Origin of the sequence: Blastopirellula marina, assembly GCF_002967715.1 — a bacterium.
GTDB classification, from domain to species: Bacteria; Planctomycetota; Planctomycetia; order Pirellulales; family Pirellulaceae; genus Bremerella; species Bremerella marina_B.
In genome coordinates this window covers 26,126-43,153 of sequence record NZ_PUIA01000042.1, presented here as the reverse complement: position 1 = coordinate 43,153, position 17,028 = coordinate 26,126, and the positions used below count along the sequence as shown (strand labels likewise).

15 protein-coding genes are annotated in these 17,028 nt (G+C 56.6%); 6 read left to right on the top strand and 9 right to left on the bottom strand.

Features of this window, described 5'->3' with window-relative positions; all coding sequences use genetic code 11:
* Positions 1–68: 68 nt before the first annotated feature.
* The 6 genes from C5Y96_RS15360 to C5Y96_RS15335 form a co-directional block, all read right to left on the bottom strand.
* On the bottom strand, positions 69–515 hold the full coding sequence (locus C5Y96_RS15360; RefSeq protein WP_146115674.1) for a hypothetical protein: 447 nt from the start codon (positions 513–515) through the stop codon (positions 69–71).
* 231 nt (positions 516–746) lie between these two features.
* On the bottom strand, positions 747–1,382 hold the full coding sequence (locus tag C5Y96_RS15355) for an HAD-IA family hydrolase (protein WP_105355035.1): 636 nt from the start codon (positions 1,380–1,382) through the stop codon (positions 747–749).
* Between the two features lie 44 nt (positions 1,383–1,426).
* Positions 1,427–2,020 (bottom strand): hypothetical protein, encoded by a 594-nt coding sequence (locus tag C5Y96_RS15350; RefSeq protein WP_105355033.1) that lies wholly within the window; start codon positions 2,018–2,020, stop codon positions 1,427–1,429.
* Positions 2,021–2,393: 373 nt separating this feature from the next.
* Complete coding sequence (locus C5Y96_RS15345; protein ID WP_158261252.1) at positions 2,394–2,594, bottom strand: YjfB family protein; 201 nt, start codon at positions 2,592–2,594, stop codon at positions 2,394–2,396.
* Between the two features lie 266 nt (positions 2,595–2,860).
* The gene (locus C5Y96_RS15340; RefSeq protein WP_105355030.1) at positions 2,861–4,564 is read right to left on the bottom strand and encodes a VWA domain-containing protein; all 1,704 of its coding nucleotides are present in this window, start codon (positions 4,562–4,564) and stop codon (positions 2,861–2,863) included.
* 45 nt (positions 4,565–4,609) lie between these two features.
* Positions 4,610–6,049 carry a magnesium chelatase gene (locus C5Y96_RS15335; RefSeq protein ID WP_105355028.1) on the bottom strand — a complete coding sequence of 480 codons (1,440 nt, stop codon included), beginning with the start codon at positions 6,047–6,049 and terminating at the stop codon, positions 4,610–4,612.
* A gap of 214 nt (positions 6,050–6,263) precedes the next feature.
* Here C5Y96_RS15335 and C5Y96_RS15330 point away from each other — a divergent pair, with 214 nt between their 5' ends.
* From C5Y96_RS15330 to C5Y96_RS15315, 4 genes are all read left to right on the top strand, one after another.
* On the top strand, positions 6,264–7,124 hold the full coding sequence (locus tag C5Y96_RS15330) for an alpha/beta hydrolase (RefSeq protein ID WP_105355026.1): 861 nt from the start codon (positions 6,264–6,266) through the stop codon (positions 7,122–7,124).
* A gap of 77 nt (positions 7,125–7,201) precedes the next feature.
* Entirely contained in the window at positions 7,202–7,921 is a 720-nt protein-coding gene (locus tag C5Y96_RS15325; protein ID WP_105355024.1) for a hypothetical protein, read from the top strand.
* Positions 7,918–8,646: a hypothetical protein gene (locus tag C5Y96_RS15320; protein ID WP_105355021.1), complete on the top strand. Its 729-nt coding sequence runs from the start codon at positions 7,918–7,920 to the stop codon at positions 8,644–8,646. Before C5Y96_RS15325 ends, C5Y96_RS15320 begins: the two co-directional genes overlap by 4 nt.
* Positions 8,643–9,386 carry a hypothetical protein gene (locus tag C5Y96_RS15315; protein WP_105355019.1) on the top strand — a complete coding sequence of 248 codons (744 nt, stop codon included), beginning with the start codon at positions 8,643–8,645 and terminating at the stop codon, positions 9,384–9,386. Before C5Y96_RS15320 ends, C5Y96_RS15315 begins: the two co-directional genes overlap by 4 nt.
* A 20-nt stretch (positions 9,387–9,406) precedes the next feature.
* Here the strand turns inward: C5Y96_RS15315 and C5Y96_RS15310 are convergent, their stop codons facing one another.
* Positions 9,407–10,726: a hypothetical protein gene (locus C5Y96_RS15310; RefSeq protein ID WP_105355017.1), complete on the bottom strand. Its 1,320-nt coding sequence runs from the start codon at positions 10,724–10,726 to the stop codon at positions 9,407–9,409.
* A gap of 153 nt (positions 10,727–10,879) precedes the next feature.
* On the bottom strand, positions 10,880–12,811 hold the full coding sequence (locus C5Y96_RS15305) for a hypothetical protein (RefSeq protein WP_146115673.1): 1,932 nt from the start codon (positions 12,809–12,811) through the stop codon (positions 10,880–10,882).
* 277 nt (positions 12,812–13,088) lie between these two features.
* Between C5Y96_RS15305 and C5Y96_RS15300 the strand changes: the two genes are divergently transcribed.
* The gene (locus tag C5Y96_RS15300) at positions 13,089–14,492 is read left to right on the top strand and encodes an HD domain-containing protein (protein WP_233198981.1); all 1,404 of its coding nucleotides are present in this window, start codon (positions 13,089–13,091) and stop codon (positions 14,490–14,492) included.
* A gap of 99 nt (positions 14,493–14,591) precedes the next feature.
* Here C5Y96_RS15300 and C5Y96_RS15295 read toward each other — a convergent pair whose 3' ends face one another.
* Entirely contained in the window at positions 14,592–15,200 is a 609-nt protein-coding gene (locus C5Y96_RS15295) for a hypothetical protein (RefSeq protein WP_146115672.1), read from the bottom strand.
* Positions 15,201–15,549: 349 nt separating this feature from the next.
* Between C5Y96_RS15295 and C5Y96_RS15290 the strand changes: the two genes are divergently transcribed.
* Positions 15,550–16,524 carry a hypothetical protein gene (locus C5Y96_RS15290; protein ID WP_146115671.1) on the top strand — a complete coding sequence of 325 codons (975 nt, stop codon included), beginning with the start codon at positions 15,550–15,552 and terminating at the stop codon, positions 16,522–16,524.
* The last annotated feature ends 504 nt before the right edge of the window (positions 16,525–17,028 follow it).

Sequence of the window (17,028 nt, the reverse complement as noted above, 5' to 3'; positions counted from 1 at the left end):
AAGCTCCAATAAAGAGATAGGAATAATTGCTTGGGGGAGCAGATGAGGTTTGACGCTAAGTCGCCGATTTAAGGGATGGCGAATTGAAAATTGTTCTCCTCTCCATCGACAACCGTAATGGTTTGTTCGCTCTTGCTATTCCACTGGGAAGGAATGCGTTCTTTCGGCAAAAGACGCGATTCTCCCGGCTCACCAACGGCTTCGGTAACCGAATCGGCACTGTTCACCCGAACCGTATAGATCCCCGGTGGCAGTCCGCGTTGGCTATCCAAGGCAAGCTTTCCTTCCAGAATCGTCGCCCCACCAGACCTGCCGGTTGTGAGATCTTGTGGATCGAAAGAGATCGAACCCTTGTCCAACGGTTTCTTACCCAGGGTGATTTCACCACGGATCGCCTGACGATTCAGGGGATCGGCAGGACCACCACAGCCGACAAAAACCAAAGTGGCCGCACTAACGCAAACCATAAATGCGACGTAGCGGCTTCGTGTGGTCCATTCCATTGACACAGTCATGCGGATACTCGATCTAAAGGAAAAGAAAAGAAACCGAGAATGCTTTACCGCCTATCGATTGAATCATTGGCCTTTCAACCAAGATCAAGCGATGAGAATTATGCTACCGTGATGTCACGAAATATCAACACCCAAAATTAAATATATTGAAAAACGCTTTACAGGACCCAATGTGGATCGTTCGCGGCCAGCCAAGAAGATGGGGCGATGAACAAAGAGTGTTCACGGCTACTACGACGAGGCTTCGATCACCAGCGGCAGCAACTCGTCCATGTGACCAAAGCAGCGAACACTGGCTGAAGATACGTAGCTGCCAGATGGATCGTAGCGCAACACGCGCATCCCGACAGCGACTGCAGCCGAGACTCCAACATCACTATCTTCAACGACGATACACTCCCTGGCAGTCATGCTCATTGCCTGGGCAGCGTGCAGAAAGATGGCCGGGTCTGGCTTCCACGCCCCGATCTCATAACAGCTGAAGACATCACTCCCAAAGAATGGAGCAAGTCCGCATACGTTGAGTGCGAGTTGAATCTTCGGTTTCGGCGCACTCGACGCCACGCAGCGCGCCAGATGCAGTTGTTCGAGCATGGCCACCACGCCTGGCATTGGTTTTAGCTCGGCTTCGATCCTAGATGCGGCGTATTCGCGGTACTCGTTCTCGAAATTTTCCGGCAGCTTACGTCCCAGTCGCTGCTGGACGTCGGCCAGGATGTTGGCCATTCGCTGACCGCGGTAGCGTTCGGAGATGATGGCCAGCGGTTCGTCGAGTTCCGGCAGCATATCCAGCAACGCCTGCGAACCGAGGGTCTCGCTATCGACGAGTGTGCCATCCAAATCAAAAATCACACACGAGTCGGACATGGCCGGAAGTGCATTCCCACTTTACGAAGATGCCCGCGACGCACCTACCAGATGCGACGAGGGGAGCAAGCGGCCAGACGTTTCGAGGCCAGTCGCGGATGAGCTACGCTCAGACGAAGATTGGGGCGGTCTTCCAATTTGGAAGAAGCAGCCAGGTCACCCAGCAAGAAACAGATATCGTCGCCGGTGGTGGTGGTTACGACATCCATCATGCCTGATGGGGACCGTACCAGACGCTGCTTTTCAACATTCAGACTGAAGTAGGCCAGCAGGTCTTGGCGATCGGACAGGTAGGTGATCTGGTAAGGGGCATTGGCAGAGCCATCCCCTGTTTCCAATAGCCCCTGCAAGATCGATTCGGTGACGAATCGTTCGAGTTCGGCATCGTCTTCACAGCCCATCTGCTGGGCGGCAATCGATGCGTAGAGGTGAGCCGAAGGAGACGCTACCCAGGCAAACGGCATCAACTCGGTCTGCTCGAACATTTGTTCGTAGCAGCCGCGTTGGCACAAGTCGGCCAGTTGGTCTACGAAGCTTCCTGCCGAACAAAAGTCGGTTTCCGATTTCACTTCTTCTTGAAGTTTCAGGAAACCTTCTCGGCTAGGTGCTTCGAGAAATGCCTGGTAGTAATCGATCATTCAAAGCCTTCAGAACGGGTTCGCTTGGAAGCAAAACTTGCGAGCTGCTTTCGACGGGCAAGGTTTGCCGTAGCGACGATCGTGACGTGCAAGCATGTCACTCTTCTTTAGACTAACGACGACGTTTTAAAAACGCAATAACTTCCGCGTTGTTTGTCGCATGATTTTGTCACACCGATGACGATGCTCAAGCGAACATTCACCGCGCGTGGTATGCATTTCTAACAATAGCTCTTCAAAGCGCGAAGGCAACCAACTTGTCTGCATCATCACCGCGCGTGTGATCAACTTGCATGGTGCGAACAAGAAACAAAACACGCCGCAGTCACTTGAAAGTAACGCGGCGTGGCGTGTTTCTTTGATCGAGCGGAGCTTAGCCGGTAGTGTTGATCAAGTTGCCGGTGCCTGGCGACTTGCTGATGCGTGCGGCCGACTCAATCAACTGAACGGCAGCGTCCCCTTGCAGCTTTTGAGCGTCCAAAGACTTCTTCGCCACGGCGATATCGACCTGGTTTTGAACCTGAGATTGTTGAATCGCGCTGGCCTGTGCCGCGATACCATCCACACTTGCCATTTTCTGCTCCCCAAGGGTGTTTCTGAGTCTTGCAGCACGCCCATTTCCTTTCAGAAAACGACCACGCCGTGTCTCTTTCATCGGCAAATGGGGGCAAAACACTTGGTCAAAACATGACCAGGGGAAAGTTGTAACCGTTTTTCCGGTTAGATGAGGTAAACCGCAGGCTTTTGAGGGAGATGACTAACCACTGATAAACACAGGTTGGATTTGCAAAATCGCCAAGGCGTTTCCTATTATCTGTGTTCATCCGTGGTTACTCCCTCTTACCCCAGAACTTCCCGTTTGCGGTTGATGTAGTCCCACACCACGTAGCGATCCAGGTCGTTGCCGGCGGTGAAGAAGACTCGTCCCTTGGTCGATTCAGCCAAACGATAGGCGAAACGGATGTCTTCTTCGCTTTGCGACCAGCTGGGAACCAGGAACATGTTGATCGTGATCCCCTGCTGCTGACACAGCTTGCCTTCCCGCATCGTGGCCGCTTCGGTCTTGGGATGCGGCGGGTAGAGCAAATAGAGCTCGTGCCCTTCAAAGTGAGCCGTCGGCAGGCCGTCGGTGATCAAAATAATCTGCCGGTTGGGGGTATCCTGGCTGCTGAGGAACAGCCGGGCCTGCTGCAAGGCGTGCTGAATGTTGGTGAAGTGGGGTGGAATCCGGTATTCGCTCATTTCCGGCTTGCTCATATCGGCCCGCAGCTTCACCACCGGATCGTGAATGGTCACCGGTTTGGGTAGCAAGCCAATCACCTCCCCTGGGGCCACCGGCTTGGCAAACGTATACATCTCGATCATCTGCAGGAAGTCGCCGGGAAATTCACTGCGGATGAGTCCCTGCATGGCCAAGGCCATCCGTTTGACGTTCGCATACTGGGCATCGTACCGCATGCTGCCGCTCATATCCATGATCACGCAGGTAGCACACTTGGGGTTGTTCTTCGTCTTATGAATGACGATGTCTTCGCTCCGCATTCGCAGCGGACGCTCGTCCCCTTGGCGAAGCATCGCGTTGATCAGGGTCTGGGGGATATCCATGTTGGTCAGCGAATCGCCGAACTCGTAATCTTTGGTCGATTGCAGTTCGACCGCCCCTTCCCCCTCGATTGGCCCTTGATGCCGGCCGCTGCGCGATGCCTGGAGGTTGCTGAAGATCCGCTCGAGCAGTTTCCCCTGGAAGATCTTGTACGCTTGCGGCGTCAGATGGACGTGCCCTGCCTGGTTGGTCAGCCCCTGCTGCTCGGCCTGTTCGCGGAGGTACTGTTCGACCTGCCGCTGAAGTTTCATCAACTGTTCCATCTCGCCCGGGTCGGCATATTCGGAAAGCTGCTCCATGTCGATGATGCCGATCTGGGCGTTCTCGCGGGCCTGCTTTAGTTGCTCCAGTAGCTCGTCGATCTTCTCCAACTCTTCCTTCAACTCAATCGCCTCGTCGACAGTCATCACCTGCCGACCGGCGAAGGTGTACTTGGCCACCAATTGATCGACTTCGTACTTGCGGCTGAGGTGCTCGATCAGTTGAACCAACTCGCGGGCAAAGGGCGAACGCTCGTCGTCCAGACCGTACCAGACCCGTTCCAGGTCGTACAGTTGTTCCTGTTCAAAGCCCAACTGAAACCGCTCTCGCTGCCGCTTGGGAGGCTGCATCGCTTCGCCGTGGTCGCGGTAAGCCTTCTTGGCGGCTTTCTCCGCGGCGGTGGTTTCGTACGTTTCGAGAATCTTCCGTTTGCGTTCCTCGAGCATCTTGATCAGCGCATCGATACTCGGACCGAGGCCAGCGATCTGGCTCGGATCGATCTTCACCGCGTTGGCCAACTGCTCTGGCGTCAGCTCCATCCGATCGCCATACATCAGCCAGTGCTCCATCGCCGGCGAAACAAGATCGGGCGGAGGGGTCTTGGGGCTGGGAAACTTCGCCGGATCATACTTCTGGTAGGTATGAATGATCCCGCCGGGTTGATGCTTTCGCTTTGTCATCAGTTCTTAAGCCCTGGTAAGAGGCTCCGAAGATTTCCTCGTTGCTTACTCAAACTCGTACGTGATCTTGCCGTGGTGTTGGGCTCGGCTGATGCGGTCTAGCGCGTACAAACCCGCCAGAACGAACTCGACGCACGAGGCCCGCATGGCGGGGTTCTCGGATGCGTTCACTTCAAACGCGCGATCCCATACCGGCGGTACCCGCTTCAGCCGCTCGCTGTAATGTTCCGACGGCAGTAAGTCCCCCACCTCGATCTTGATCCCCTTCTGGAAAATCTCGGCGATCTGTTCGAGGCCGTGCTCTTGGATGTATTCCTGGAACACCGTCCCGACCGCTTCGGCGATCAGCGCGTCGAGCACCTGACGCTCGGACATTTGATGGCTGCCCATCATGTCGAGTTCCAACTTCCCCAGGCTCGACGTATAGATGTGCCCGAAGTCGCTCAAGCGAACGACCGCCGGCTTCTCGTTGAGCAAGATTCCCCGATGCCGGGCCGAGGCGACCACGGTGCTGTAGTTGGCGATACTGAACCGGGCACTGACGCCAGACTGCTGATCGACAAACTTGCTTCGCCGGGCAGCCTCGGTGATCTGCTCCAGCACTTCCTTCATGAAGTATGGCATCACTACCGGATAATCACCATCCAGACGAACGTCCGCTTCCTGCTCGATAATCTGAATCCCCAGATCGCGCTGCCGTGGGTAGTGCGTATGAATAACCGAACCGATGCGGTCCTTAAGCTGCGGGATGACCTTGCCGCTGCGATTGAACGTGGAAGGGTTCGCCGAGAAGAGCAGCACCAGGTCGATATCGAAGTTCACCGGATAGCCGCGGATCTGCACGTCCCGTTCTTCCAACATGTTGAACAAACCAACCTGCACCAGTTCGTCGAGCTCTGGCAGTTCGTTCATCGCGAAGATTCCCCGGTGCATCCGCGGGATAAGACCAAAGTGCAATGCTTCTTCGGTGCTCATGCTCACGCCGCCGGCCAGCTTGGCCGGGTCGATCTCGCCGATTACGTCGGCAAACTTGGTCCCTGGTGCTAGACGCTCGGCGTAGCGTTCCTGCCGCGGCCACCAGGCAATCGGGATCTCTTCGTCCCCGTGATTGGCGACAAAGTTTTTCGCTACCGAGGTGATCGGGTGATAAGGATCTTCATGCACAGGGCAGCCAGGAATGTTCAGGTACGGCACCGCATCATCCAGAAAACGCACCATCATCCGCATCATGCGGCTCTTCCCCTGCCCTTTCTCACCCATGAACAGCATGTCGTGCCCGGCGATCAGGGCCAGATGAATCTCTGGCAAGACGGTATCTTCGTAGCCCACCATCCCGGGGAACGTTTCTTCTCCGGTGGCCAGCATGCGCATGAAGTTTTCTTGAATCTCTTCTTTCACAGAGCGCGACCGCCAACCGCTCTCTTTCAGTTCTTTCAGGTTCACCGGGCGAGCAAGGTTGTCAGTCGCGTCGTTCGAGCTAGTCACTATCCAATATTCCCTGTGGATTGCTGATTTTCTGGAAACTCCCGGAATTATAGCGCAGTATGCCTAAACGCCAAGCTTTCGCGCTTCTGGGGAGTCGAATCCTCCGATAGGCCTTGAGCATAACCGCAAAAGCTGGCCGCTTTCATCTACCCTGGCCTTAAAAAAAGGCCAAGTGTCGACATAACCACCACGCGTCTGACCGGGAAACGAAGTCATGGGAAAATCTGTCTTAGTTTTGCTGCTATTGGCCAGCACGGCCTGGGCCGCCGATAGCAAGGTCACGCGAAACATTTCCTACGCCGGCAGCGACAGCCGGCGTCAACAACTTGATATCTATGCCCCCCAAGATGCCAAAGACTTGCCGGTCATCGTCTGGATGCATGGCGGCGGCTGGCGAAGAGGCGACAAGCTGCTCGTTCAAAAGAAACCCCAGGCATTCAACGACCAAGGGTACGTCTTCGTCTCGATCAACTACCGCTTCGTCCCCGACCACACCATGCACGACCTGGCCACCGACGTCGCGACCGCGATCAAGTGGGTCCACGACCACATCGCCGAGTATGGCGGCTCACAAGATACGATCTTCGTCGGCGGACACTCCGCTGGGGCCCACCTTTCGGCGCTGGTCTGCTCGGACGAGTCTTATTTGAAGGCGCAAGGACTTGCTCTTACGAACATCGCCGGCTGCTTCCCTGTCGACACCGCCACCTACGACACCGCGAAGCTGGTCTCGTTCCTCGATCGCGCGAATAGCAATCGAACCGAACTATACACCAACGCCTTTGGCGAAACGGCCGAAAGTCAGAAGAAGTACTCCCCCCTCACGCACATCAACAAGAACACCAAGTACCCGCCCTTCCTTCTACTGCATGTCGCTGCGCGTCCCGACGCCACGCTCATGAGCAACGCATTCGCCAAAGCAGTCACCAGCGCCGGCGGCCAGGCCGAGACCTTCGCGGCCAAAGGAAAGGATCACGGAAGCATCAACAGTGAACTGGGCGTCCCCGGCGACGAGCCCACCAAGGCTGTGTTCGCATTCCTGAAAAAGCATCAACCCAAGTCCGCACAGGAATAACACCGAATCGGTGTACTTCAGCCCCCCGACCGGTTAGTCTAGTCGCATCCCTTGATGCACCTCTCTCCTAGACTTTCATGGCCGACGAAACAGAACTGGAACTCGAACTTCTCGACCAGCGCCCACCGCAGTTTGGCCTCATGCATTTGATGGGGCTGATGACCGCGTTGGCGTTGGCCACGGCCTTGCTGGTTCCCATCTTTCGAACGCTACCTGCCTACCTGACCGCGATCATACTGATCGTTCTTTTGATCGAGCTATGCGCGGTCATCGGCGACTGGTTTATTGGCACCACGCGCCGCCAAGGTGTGCTTGCGCTCGCGGGAAGACAAATCTCCCTCAGCGGCGACGACGATCCCCAGGCCAAGCCAACAAGCATCGGCAAGATGATCGTCATCGGTGTCGAGGTCCTGCTCGCTCAAATCGGGATCGGCATCGTAGCGTACTCACTAGGGGGAAACGACGTATACTGGCTGGTAATCGTGTGCCAAATTCAGATCGCACTCTACGTTGCCAACCAGTTGATACGGCAGCGATGGAGTATCCACGACGAAAACGCCGAGTTCTTCGAGAACGGCATCATCCTTGGATCGTTCCAGTTCACGCCGTGGGAGCGAATTTCCGTCCGACCGTGCCGTTTATACCCCGATCGCGTCAACCTGCATATTCAATCCGCCACCAAGCATGTTGGCCCCACGCTGAAAACCATTCCTGTCTCAGATTCCATGAAACGATACTTGCTGAATCAATACGGCGAAGCGGATCGCAGCACCCAGGCCAACGGGGAGCGAGCATGAGCACCGATCCCGCCAGCGAACCCGAACTGGAGCTTGAACTAGAACTTCTCGACGAACGCCCGCAGCAGTTTGGTCTCATTCATTTGATGGGGCTGATGACCGTGCTGGCGTTCGCGTTTGCGCTGCTGGCTCCCCTGTTTCGCATCCTGTCGGGGCGTCAAGTCACCTATATCGCATTGATTCTGGTGATCGAATTGTTTGTCGTTGGGGGATCGTATTATCTTGCTTCGTACCGACGCAACAAACTCCTTTCGGTTTCCGGTCGACGTGTCGGACAAAGCAACTTTGGTATGGCCAAGTCACGAGCATTCGGCAGACTGGCGACCGTGTGTGGCTTGCTCGTTTTTGCGTTCCTTCAGTTGGCCCTTGTCATTTTAGTGATCTGCTGGATGCCGGATGACCACTTCCCTTGGTCCATGTTAATCGTTCAATTTCAAATGGGGCACTTTGCCACCAACGCGATCATGCAGCTGCGGTGGGACCGCGACTACGGAGCGATCGAGTTCTTCGAGAACGGCATGGCTGACGCCACGATGCAGTTCACCCCCTGGGAACGCATCGTCGTGCGTCCGAGCAAACTGTACGAACACGGCGTGAACCTCCACATTAAACCTGCCGCAAAATATGGAGGTGCCATGATGATGACCATCTTCGTCTCCGATCCCCTCAAGCAGTATCTTTTAAAGCATCACGGCGACCTCTCCCCAGAAAAAGAGGCTGTATGAGCACGGATCCACTCAATGAGCCCGACCTGGAAGTGCTCAACGTTACGACGACCCAGTTCCATTTGATTCACTTGCTGGGGCTGATGACCGCATTGGGAATTCTCGCCGCGATCTTCGCCCCGGCGATCCGCGCGTTAGAGTCGGAGAATGCAACCGTCGTGCAGTTTCTCGTCGGATGCCAACTGGCCGTGATGACTGGCGGTTACTTTTATGGCAGCTATCGCAGAAGAAAGGGGCTGGAAGGATCAGGGGCGCGTCTCGGGCAAAGCGTTACCCGCTCGCCAGCCCTGCAATACTTCATCAACACGCTGATGATCGGGGGGATGTCCGTGGCATGCCTGGCGATCGCAGCCATGTCGCTACGAGAAACCAGCGAGACCATCCAGGTCTTTCCCGTGCGGCTGGTCTACAACAATTTCGTCGCCGCGTTCATCTCGGTCCCCTTTCTGCTGCATATCTCCTGGAGGCGGCACGTGGGGGGCGTGGAATTCTTCGAACATGGCATCGCCATGACCCCCATGAAACTTACGCCGTGGGATTTGGTGACGGTACAACCCAGCGAGAAGAACAGCGATGGAATCGAACTACTGGTGACCACCACCGGCAGACACCCCCGTCAGTACACGGTCGCGGTGGTGGTCTCGCCAGCACTACGTAGCTACTTGCTGAAACATCACTCTCGTCCAGACCACCCGGACGAAGAAGCCCCGCTCAAACGGGGAATGCTTTTTGATCCGTGATCCCTTTATCGGCACGCAGGTTAATCACGCAGCCAAACAAACCCAGGCACACCGTCGGCACCTTCCACGTAGTCGAACACAAACCGCGTGCACTCCGAGCTCCCCAAACCATACCGCCCGACTTGGTCGAGCTCTTCGAGCGTCTCCGGATCGATGACCAGGCGAAAGTACGGGGCCTCGTGTCGCTTCATCTTCGGCGAGATCAGCTTGGTCACCTTGAAGCCAACCTTCTGGCCATACTGCGAACTGAGTCGTGAAATGAATTGCCACCGCACCCACGCCTTCTCCGGCTCTGGGCTGCTTTCGACTTGCCGCTTCAACTGCTCGATCGCCAGCGGCGTGAGGGCTAACGAGACACTCACGTTGTGCTGGTTCTTGGCATTCCAGATCACAATCGGCTCAGCGACTTTCCGTTTGACGATGTGGGAAGTTCCCACGATCTGCCAATCCTCTTCCGGCGACGGCTGAACCAGGTACGTATGCTTCTGCTTATCCGCGATCTCATGTCGTGTTGGTACGCCGATCGAGTGCAGTGCCTGGGCGAGACTCGTTTCGTGTCCCTTGGGGCATCGCTCGACCTGGTCGAAAAGTACCTGCTTGGCTTTGGCCGTACCAATCTGGGCCAGCGAAAGATAGGCGAGCCCACACTGGTAGGTTCCAGCGATCCCAGCAAGTTCGTCGAGCAAACGTTCGCCAGCGTAGCCTGCCCACTCGATGGCAAACGGGTTCGAGTGCTCGCCCGACAGGAACTCTCGAACCGACTGGGCATCTTCCCACGGAGTCAGCGCGATGATATTGGCCGTGTAGACATCATCGTGCCCTTGGTCATACGAATCGACCTCCCGTTCCCTCTGCAATAACTCGCGTAGCTGCTGGCGGGCCTGACGATCGGCGGCGATCTCCTGAGATGTTGCCTGCCGCGGTTCAAACTTCAAACCACCGGTGAAGTAGTCGCCACACAGGCTCTCTTCCCAGTCGTCGTCAGCGACCGCGTCAAGCTGCTCGCGCAGCGACGGCACCGAACGAAACGCGACGCAGTACGGATACCCTTCCATCAACACCGACACGCGTCCTTCCAGCGGGCCGGTCAGATGTACGAACAGGTAGCTACCGTTGTCGTCGGTGAAGAAAGGAACGCCGCCCAAAAGAGGCATCACCGCTGCAAACGCATCAACCTCGTCGATGACCTCCTCAACACGCATCAGGCGAATCCCACTCGCCTCGGCTTCGTGGGCGGCATTGCGATAGAGACCAGCCAACACCTCTGACAGCGAAACACCAAGATGCTTTTCAAGCTGCTCAATTTGCTGAGCTCTGCCAGAGCGGTCTTCGTTTGCCATTGATATGCCTGAGGACTGTTCGGGATTTGTTACCGGCAAAGACCAAATCGTAACGAGTCCGGCAGCACGACGAAACATTTTCCGCGCATAAAAAAAGCCCCGGCCAGTGGCCGAGGCTCTTTTCTATTCTTAGTCGCTATCAAAAGCAGCGAACTATTTCTTCAGCATCGCACCACTGACGTACCAGCCGTTGTCTTCGGTGCGGCCATAGGCACCCGTTGGGCCAAGGTAACCTTCAACCTGGGCGAAGGGGGGCAACTTGCTGGCGTCGATCTGCTGCTGGCGTTTGGCCTGTTCGTCTTCCTGACCCATGCTCCACAGTTCGTTGATGATCTTGCCCAAGGCCGATTCCGATTCCGGCATCTTGCCTTGCTGCATCAGTTCGTACGTGACGCGGGCAGCCTGATCGGTGCGTCCAAAGTGACGGAAGCTATCGACACCGCTACCCAGAACCTGCAGGGCTTTGCTCATGCGTTGATAGTCGGCGGCCTGTTCCAACAAGTTGGCACCAGCACCGGCCTGCTTGGTCAGGATGACCTTCTTGATCAGCTCTTTGTTGTTGGCAAAGAAAACCCAGTCACCCACCACCGAAACGGCAGCGTTGGGAATCTTCGGCTTATTGGCGTCACCCTGGGTAAACTGATTGTTGGCAGCAAACGCATCCGGGAAGCCAGGACCACTGATGACCAGCGTCGGGATTTCTTCTTCCTCTTCGTGGATTTCCCAGATCTCTTCGTCACCCACCGCATGCTTTTCGGCGTTGGGGTCTTGCTGCATGATCTGCGTGATGGCCGCTTTCACCGGGGCGGAGTTCAGCAGATGCACGGCCACCAGACGCTGTTCCGACTGCGGCGTGATCGGCGTCTTCACGTCGACCAACATGCAAACCTTGTCGTCCAGGTGTTTGACGATCTGGTTGACGACGTCCACCTTCGGGCCGGCTGGGTCTTTTTCCAAGCTTTCGATCAGCTCGTCAAAGATCTCGTCGTCGGCGTATTCGTTGACGATCGTTTCGCTGAACTTGAACGCGTCTTGCACGTTCCAGCGGAAGTCCATGAACGTGGCGATTTCATTCGGAACCCAGTTGTGCGGCTGGAAGTTCTGATCGTTCGGGAAGTTCAACACGCGAGCCCCCAGGCGGAAGCGTTCGCCGGCCTCGGCCTTAGGATCTTGCGGAGCGTACACGAACGAACTGTGCACCATTTCCATCTGGTCGCCATCGTTGGCGACCACGAAGTTCACGTAACCACCCAGCCCCTTCACGGCGTCAAAACCTTGATTCCGCAGCAGGTGCAGCATGTCGGTACCGCGTTTCTTACGGCCACCTTGCTGCGAGCGGATCACTTCGGCATAGCCAAACGGCTCGACGAACCATTCGAAGTCGTAGGTTTCGGGTCCGCGGCCTTCAGCAGCCCGGGCCAGGACAGCCTTGAACGCTTCCAGCGAAGCCAGGTTATCTTGCTTGGCAGCAGCGATCGATTCCAGGATGTACTTCAGGGTCGCTTCAGAGTCGGTCGCGACCAGCAGGTCTTGCGAAACGGCATAGTAGGCTTCGTTCGGACCAGGCTTTTCGGCACTAGGCGGAAGATCGAACTTAGTGGCAGCCACCCCAGCGATGGTCACTTTCGACTCTTTGGCACCGTTGGCCTTCTGGTGCTGGGTGATCTTGGCCAGCAAAGCATCGACCTGGGCCTTCTTGGCGGTCACATCGACCGTCAGCACCACGCCGTCCGACTTCTCGCCGTTGGGCTGGTCGTTGGCAAAGCAGATTTCCCCGGCGTAAACGTCTTTCAGGTCATCCAGGTTGATGCCCAGTTTCACGCCGCCGGCGATCAGCTTTTGCTTGATTTGCTCTTTCAGATCGTCCGTAAACGGCTTCATGACCGGGTCGGCCATCATTTTACCGATCTGCGTTTCGTCGAAATGCGCGGAGGCCTGATCGTAATCAGGGATCGAAACGTAGCTTTTAATGGTTTGAGGAAGTACCGTCGCCGCCGCAGGGGCAGCTTGTACTTGTGGCTGAGCAAATGAGAAAATACCTACGCAAAGTAGGGCGAGCCGCGCCCAGCGATATGCCTGCATCACAATCAAAACTCCTCCGCCTGAGTGAAACGGATTTCCCCAAAGGGCTGCCTGTCGTACATTCGGGAAAATCCGAGGTGCTATTTCTATCGGCAAATGCGTTTAAAATTCCGTCTTGGAACTACCTCGGTTCCACGCATCTGATGCTAAAACGGTAACCGTCATCTATAAGATGTAGCGATTAATCCAATTAACGAATCTCCCTGATTCTGCGAAACTAGCGAATCTGGTGCAAGCTCTGCTAGCCGCCGCCTGACCAATTAACCCCAAAGGAGTAAGGGTGAATCTCGATAAATTTGCCGCCGAGTCCCTCTGCTACGATCCCATTCACGGATATGTTCCCTTCGTTTCGGAAGGAACTTCCCCGGGCGAGGTCACCGAACGCACCATCATCGATCATCCCTGGCTCCAGCGGATGCGGCAGATTCACCAGCTACAAACGGCCTGGTGGGTCTATCCCACCGCCGAGCATACCCGCTTTCAGCACATCCTCGGGGTGATGCACCTGGCCAGCCGGCTGATCAATCAACTGTATCCCAGCCTGAAGGAAGTCTGCCCCGACACCCCTTCTCGCGGCCACGTCGAATCTCTCCTGCGAATGGCAGGCCTATTGCACGACGTCGGCCACGGGCCGTTCGGCCACTTCTTCGACAGCCACTTCCTCCAGCACTTCGGCCTGACGCACGAATCGCTCGGGGCCCATATCATCCAGCACGAACTGGGGGACCTCCTTTCCCAACTGCGGCGGAATCCCTACTCGCAGATGGAAGACCACGAACACATCAATCCCGAACACATTTCCTGGATGATTCAGCGTCCCAAGCAGGGGGACGAAGCCGATCGCCCGCAGTGGCTCAGTTTTCTCCGTAGCCTGCTCAGCGGCATTTACACGATCGACAACATGGACTTCGTCCTCCGCGATGCCTACATGACCGGCTACAGCCAGCAGTCGTACGACTTGGAACGGCTGATCCGTTACAGCTTTTTCACGGAAAAAGGTCTCACCATCCACGAACGCGGCATGGCAGCGCTGATCCGCTTCATGAACGTCCGGGCAGAGCTTTTCCAAACCGTTTACTTCCACCGCGAAGTGATGGCGATCGATAAGACGCTCGAAGACCTGTTCGCCGAAAGCCGCCCCTGGATGTTCCCTGGCAACCCCATCGAGAACCTCGCCGCCTACCAAGGCTTCACCGAGTTCAGCCTGCTAGTCGATGCGGCCCGCTGGCATCAATCCGCAGACCCTCACCAGGCCGAGGTCGGCCGCAAATGGAAAGACCTGCTCAGCCGCAACATCCCCTGGCGATTCATCTGCGAACGCTCCCTCCGCTTCGACGAAGGGGAAAGTCAGGAGATGACCATCTTCCGCAGCGAAAACTTTGCCCTGACAGCACTGCGCGAAGTGCTACCGGCCGAACTGAAAGAGATCCCGCTGAAGATCGCCCTGAACCGAACCGTCTTCCGCCCCAACACCCGCGGCCCCAGCGACCACCAGAACTTCATGTACGACGGAGCTCAAAAGAAGATCAAAGAGCTCACCACCGACAAGATCTTCCGCTCGCTCCCAGTCAGCCGCGTCATCTGCCGGATCTACGCCCAGGATGCGTCCCTGGCACCAAAGCTGGCGTCGGCGCTCGATCGACTGGTAGGCAACCACGCGGTAGATGATTTGACGAATATGTAGACTCTCTCCCGTCCTCTCACCCCGCCGGAGAGAAGGCCAGGGTGAGGGACAAACCATAGAACCATGGACTCGCTCCACGACCGACAATGACATGAGACCCTACGAAAAATCCTCATCTTCCCGCCGCTTCTCAATCTCACGCAACCGGTTCGCTCTTCTTCCCGAGCCTCGGCCGAACAGGAGCGTGTCGACACCCAGGTACGCGACCCCGACCAACAGCGACACGATCACCGTAAAGAACATCATCGTCAGCGCGAGTTCGGTTATCGATGCTTGCGGGTAGCGAGCCCTGACCACGCCGGCCGTCACTCCCAAAATCGTCAGAAAGGCCATCATGTGCCGGAGGCCAAAGCCGAGCGATCGCACCGTGTGCTTCGTCTTCCGCCACAGCTTCCCTTCACGAATTAGATCCTGCACAAACCACCCCACGCTCAGGCCCAGCAGCGTGATCAGCACCAAGGGCACGATAAACGGGATAAGCCCGACCGCAATCAGCCCCACAAACAACAGTGCCCAGGCAACCGTGCCCATCTGCGTGATCTTGCTAGTCACCATCCGCCACGAAAAACGGTTCGTGCGACGTTTCCTCTCGGAACGCGCTTCTTGATTCCGCTGATCGCGAATGCTCCGATCACGATCAACCACAAAAGCGCAGAAGGCAATCCCGACAAACAAAAGGCCCCAGCCAATGACAGACCAAAATTGCATCGTTCCCCCCGATTCGCAGAGTAAGAGCGCAGCGAAAAGGTATTCGCGGCGGCAATGCGTTTCTTTGCCAGGAAACGGCCCAATTCCCATTGGATGCGAACAGAGAACCAACCACAGATCACACGGATGAACACAGATAGGCACAGAAAGAGAACCGCGGATCACGCAGACTTACGCGGATAAGAGCACACAAAAACTATCTTCCAAAAAATCTCCCCCAAACATTTGACATGTATACACATGTTCACATATCTTAAGGGGAACCCGCGAGTCTCACACAACTCCCCGGGTGCCACGCCCAAGTCTGCTTGGGCGTGCGAACACCATTTCCACTCAACCCAAAAGAAAAATGTCCCATCCCGACCCCCAACCTAAACAACACGGAGCCGGCCATCATAGCCAGACTCCGCAGGTTGCCGTGCGCGATGGGAACCGCATCATCTGCCCCTGCTGTGGTGAGGTGCTCATGGTCATCCCCGATCGACCGATCGAAGAGATGACCATCTTCCAGCAGGCCAACCAGGTCCGCGTCTCCCCCAAAGGGGACCCGCGGCGAACATGCGCGGCCCTGGAAGAGATGATTGCCCGGCAAGAAGCCGAAGAACGGGGCGATCACAAACCACCGCAAGAGGAAGAACCGCCGCCGGAACCATTCGTCTACGTGCCAGACCCCAACCGGCTAACGTACCGGGCAGACCCGCTCGTCGAACCGATCGATCCCGAAGTCGCGGCCCACCAGTTCCCCGACATGCGACCACCCTGGGTCGTTCCCCAGGCCAAGAAACCGCGAAAGCCCCCTGCGTACCGAGCACCGCGTGAACGCGACGACAACACGCGCGAACGGGAATGGCAACTACGACGCATGAAACGCCCGCCCGAAGAGGCGTGGACGTACGAGCTGGCGCGGCTCTATGCGTGGACCTATTACCGATTGCAGAAGCTGGACCGGCAACTGCAGGGCGAGATCTGCGCGAAGCAGGCCGAGCTGGATCGGTTGGAGCAAGAGTTGTTCGAGTTGAACCCGGAGCTCCAGCCCTTCAAAACGCAACCACGACAACCAGCGCTAACGGCAACACGTTTGCTAAGTGAAGCGAATGCGAACGTCCCGACATTGGATACGCATGAACTGCCAACCGGCGCTCCGCACGCCCAAGCAGACTTGGGTGTGGCACCCGGGGAGTCGTCTGGTGTGTCGTCCGAAACGTTGAGCAACGTTTCATCTGGCGAGTTGGTTCACGCGTCATCTGCCAAGCCGATCGACGAGCCGACCGTCGAGTTTAAACACGAAACGCCTCATGCCAACGAACGCGGCCCGCCAAGCTAATGTCAGCTCCAACGGAGCGACCGTTCATAGCCAGGGGCGGCAGCCCCTGGAAAGCGATCTCATTAAAACATCTTAAGCCCTGAAAGGGCGGCCGAACCGGTGCGCGCACACTCGGCCGCCCCCTTGGGGCTTGGGACTCGATGTTGGTGGCACGGGTACCAGGGGTTTCCACCCCTGGCTATGAACGGTCGCCCCTTTGGGGCTGGCGAGAAGAAGATTGCGCGCGAACATGGCGTTGCCATAATGGACAATCTTCATCTCCAAGGCCGCGGGTTAGCGTTGTGCCGGGTGCGACTGGCTGCGCTGTTCGCACCCTACGTCTTCCATTGGAATGCCTGCTGGCGAAACACACCCGAACTCTCTCCCCGCCGGGGCGAGGGGATCGGATTTGTGCGCGCACACACTTTTCTCGCCATTCAATCCCAAGCTCACTCAAACTCACACTTCTCAACCCCGCCCATACTCCTCAGATCCGCGTCCATCCGTGTTATCCGCGGTTAATAA

Bases quoted from the DNA above. Each gene is read 5' to 3' on its own strand.
- C5Y96_RS15290 (WP_146115671.1), top strand. From the start codon at position 15,550: ATGTCCCATCCCGACCCCCAACCTAAACAACACGGAGCCGGCCATCAT.
- C5Y96_RS15355 (WP_105355035.1), bottom strand. From the start codon at position 1,382: ATGTCCGACTCGTGTGTGATTTTTGATTTGGATGGCACACTCGTCGAT.
- C5Y96_RS15330 (WP_105355026.1), top strand. From the start codon at position 6,264: ATGGGAAAATCTGTCTTAGTTTTGCTGCTATTGGCCAGCACGGCCTGG.
- C5Y96_RS15345 (WP_158261252.1), bottom strand. From the start codon at position 2,594: ATGGCAAGTGTGGATGGTATCGCGGCACAGGCCAGCGCGATTCAACAA.
- C5Y96_RS15320 (WP_105355021.1), top strand. From the start codon at position 7,918: ATGAGCACCGATCCCGCCAGCGAACCCGAACTGGAGCTTGAACTAGAA.
- C5Y96_RS15295 (WP_146115672.1), bottom strand. From the start codon at position 15,200: ATGCAATTTTGGTCTGTCATTGGCTGGGGCCTTTTGTTTGTCGGGATT.
- C5Y96_RS15325 (WP_105355024.1), top strand. From the start codon at position 7,202: ATGGCCGACGAAACAGAACTGGAACTCGAACTTCTCGACCAGCGCCCA.
- C5Y96_RS15350 (WP_105355033.1), bottom strand. From the start codon at position 2,020: ATGATCGATTACTACCAGGCATTTCTCGAAGCACCTAGCCGAGAAGGT.
- C5Y96_RS15360 (WP_146115674.1), bottom strand. From the start codon at position 515: ATGACTGTGTCAATGGAATGGACCACACGAAGCCGCTACGTCGCATTT.
- C5Y96_RS15310 (WP_105355017.1), bottom strand. From the start codon at position 10,726: ATGGCAAACGAAGACCGCTCTGGCAGAGCTCAGCAAATTGAGCAGCTT.
- C5Y96_RS15340 (WP_105355030.1), bottom strand. From the start codon at position 4,564: ATGACAAAGCGAAAGCATCAACCCGGCGGGATCATTCATACCTACCAG.
- C5Y96_RS15315 (WP_105355019.1), top strand. From the start codon at position 8,643: ATGAGCACGGATCCACTCAATGAGCCCGACCTGGAAGTGCTCAACGTT.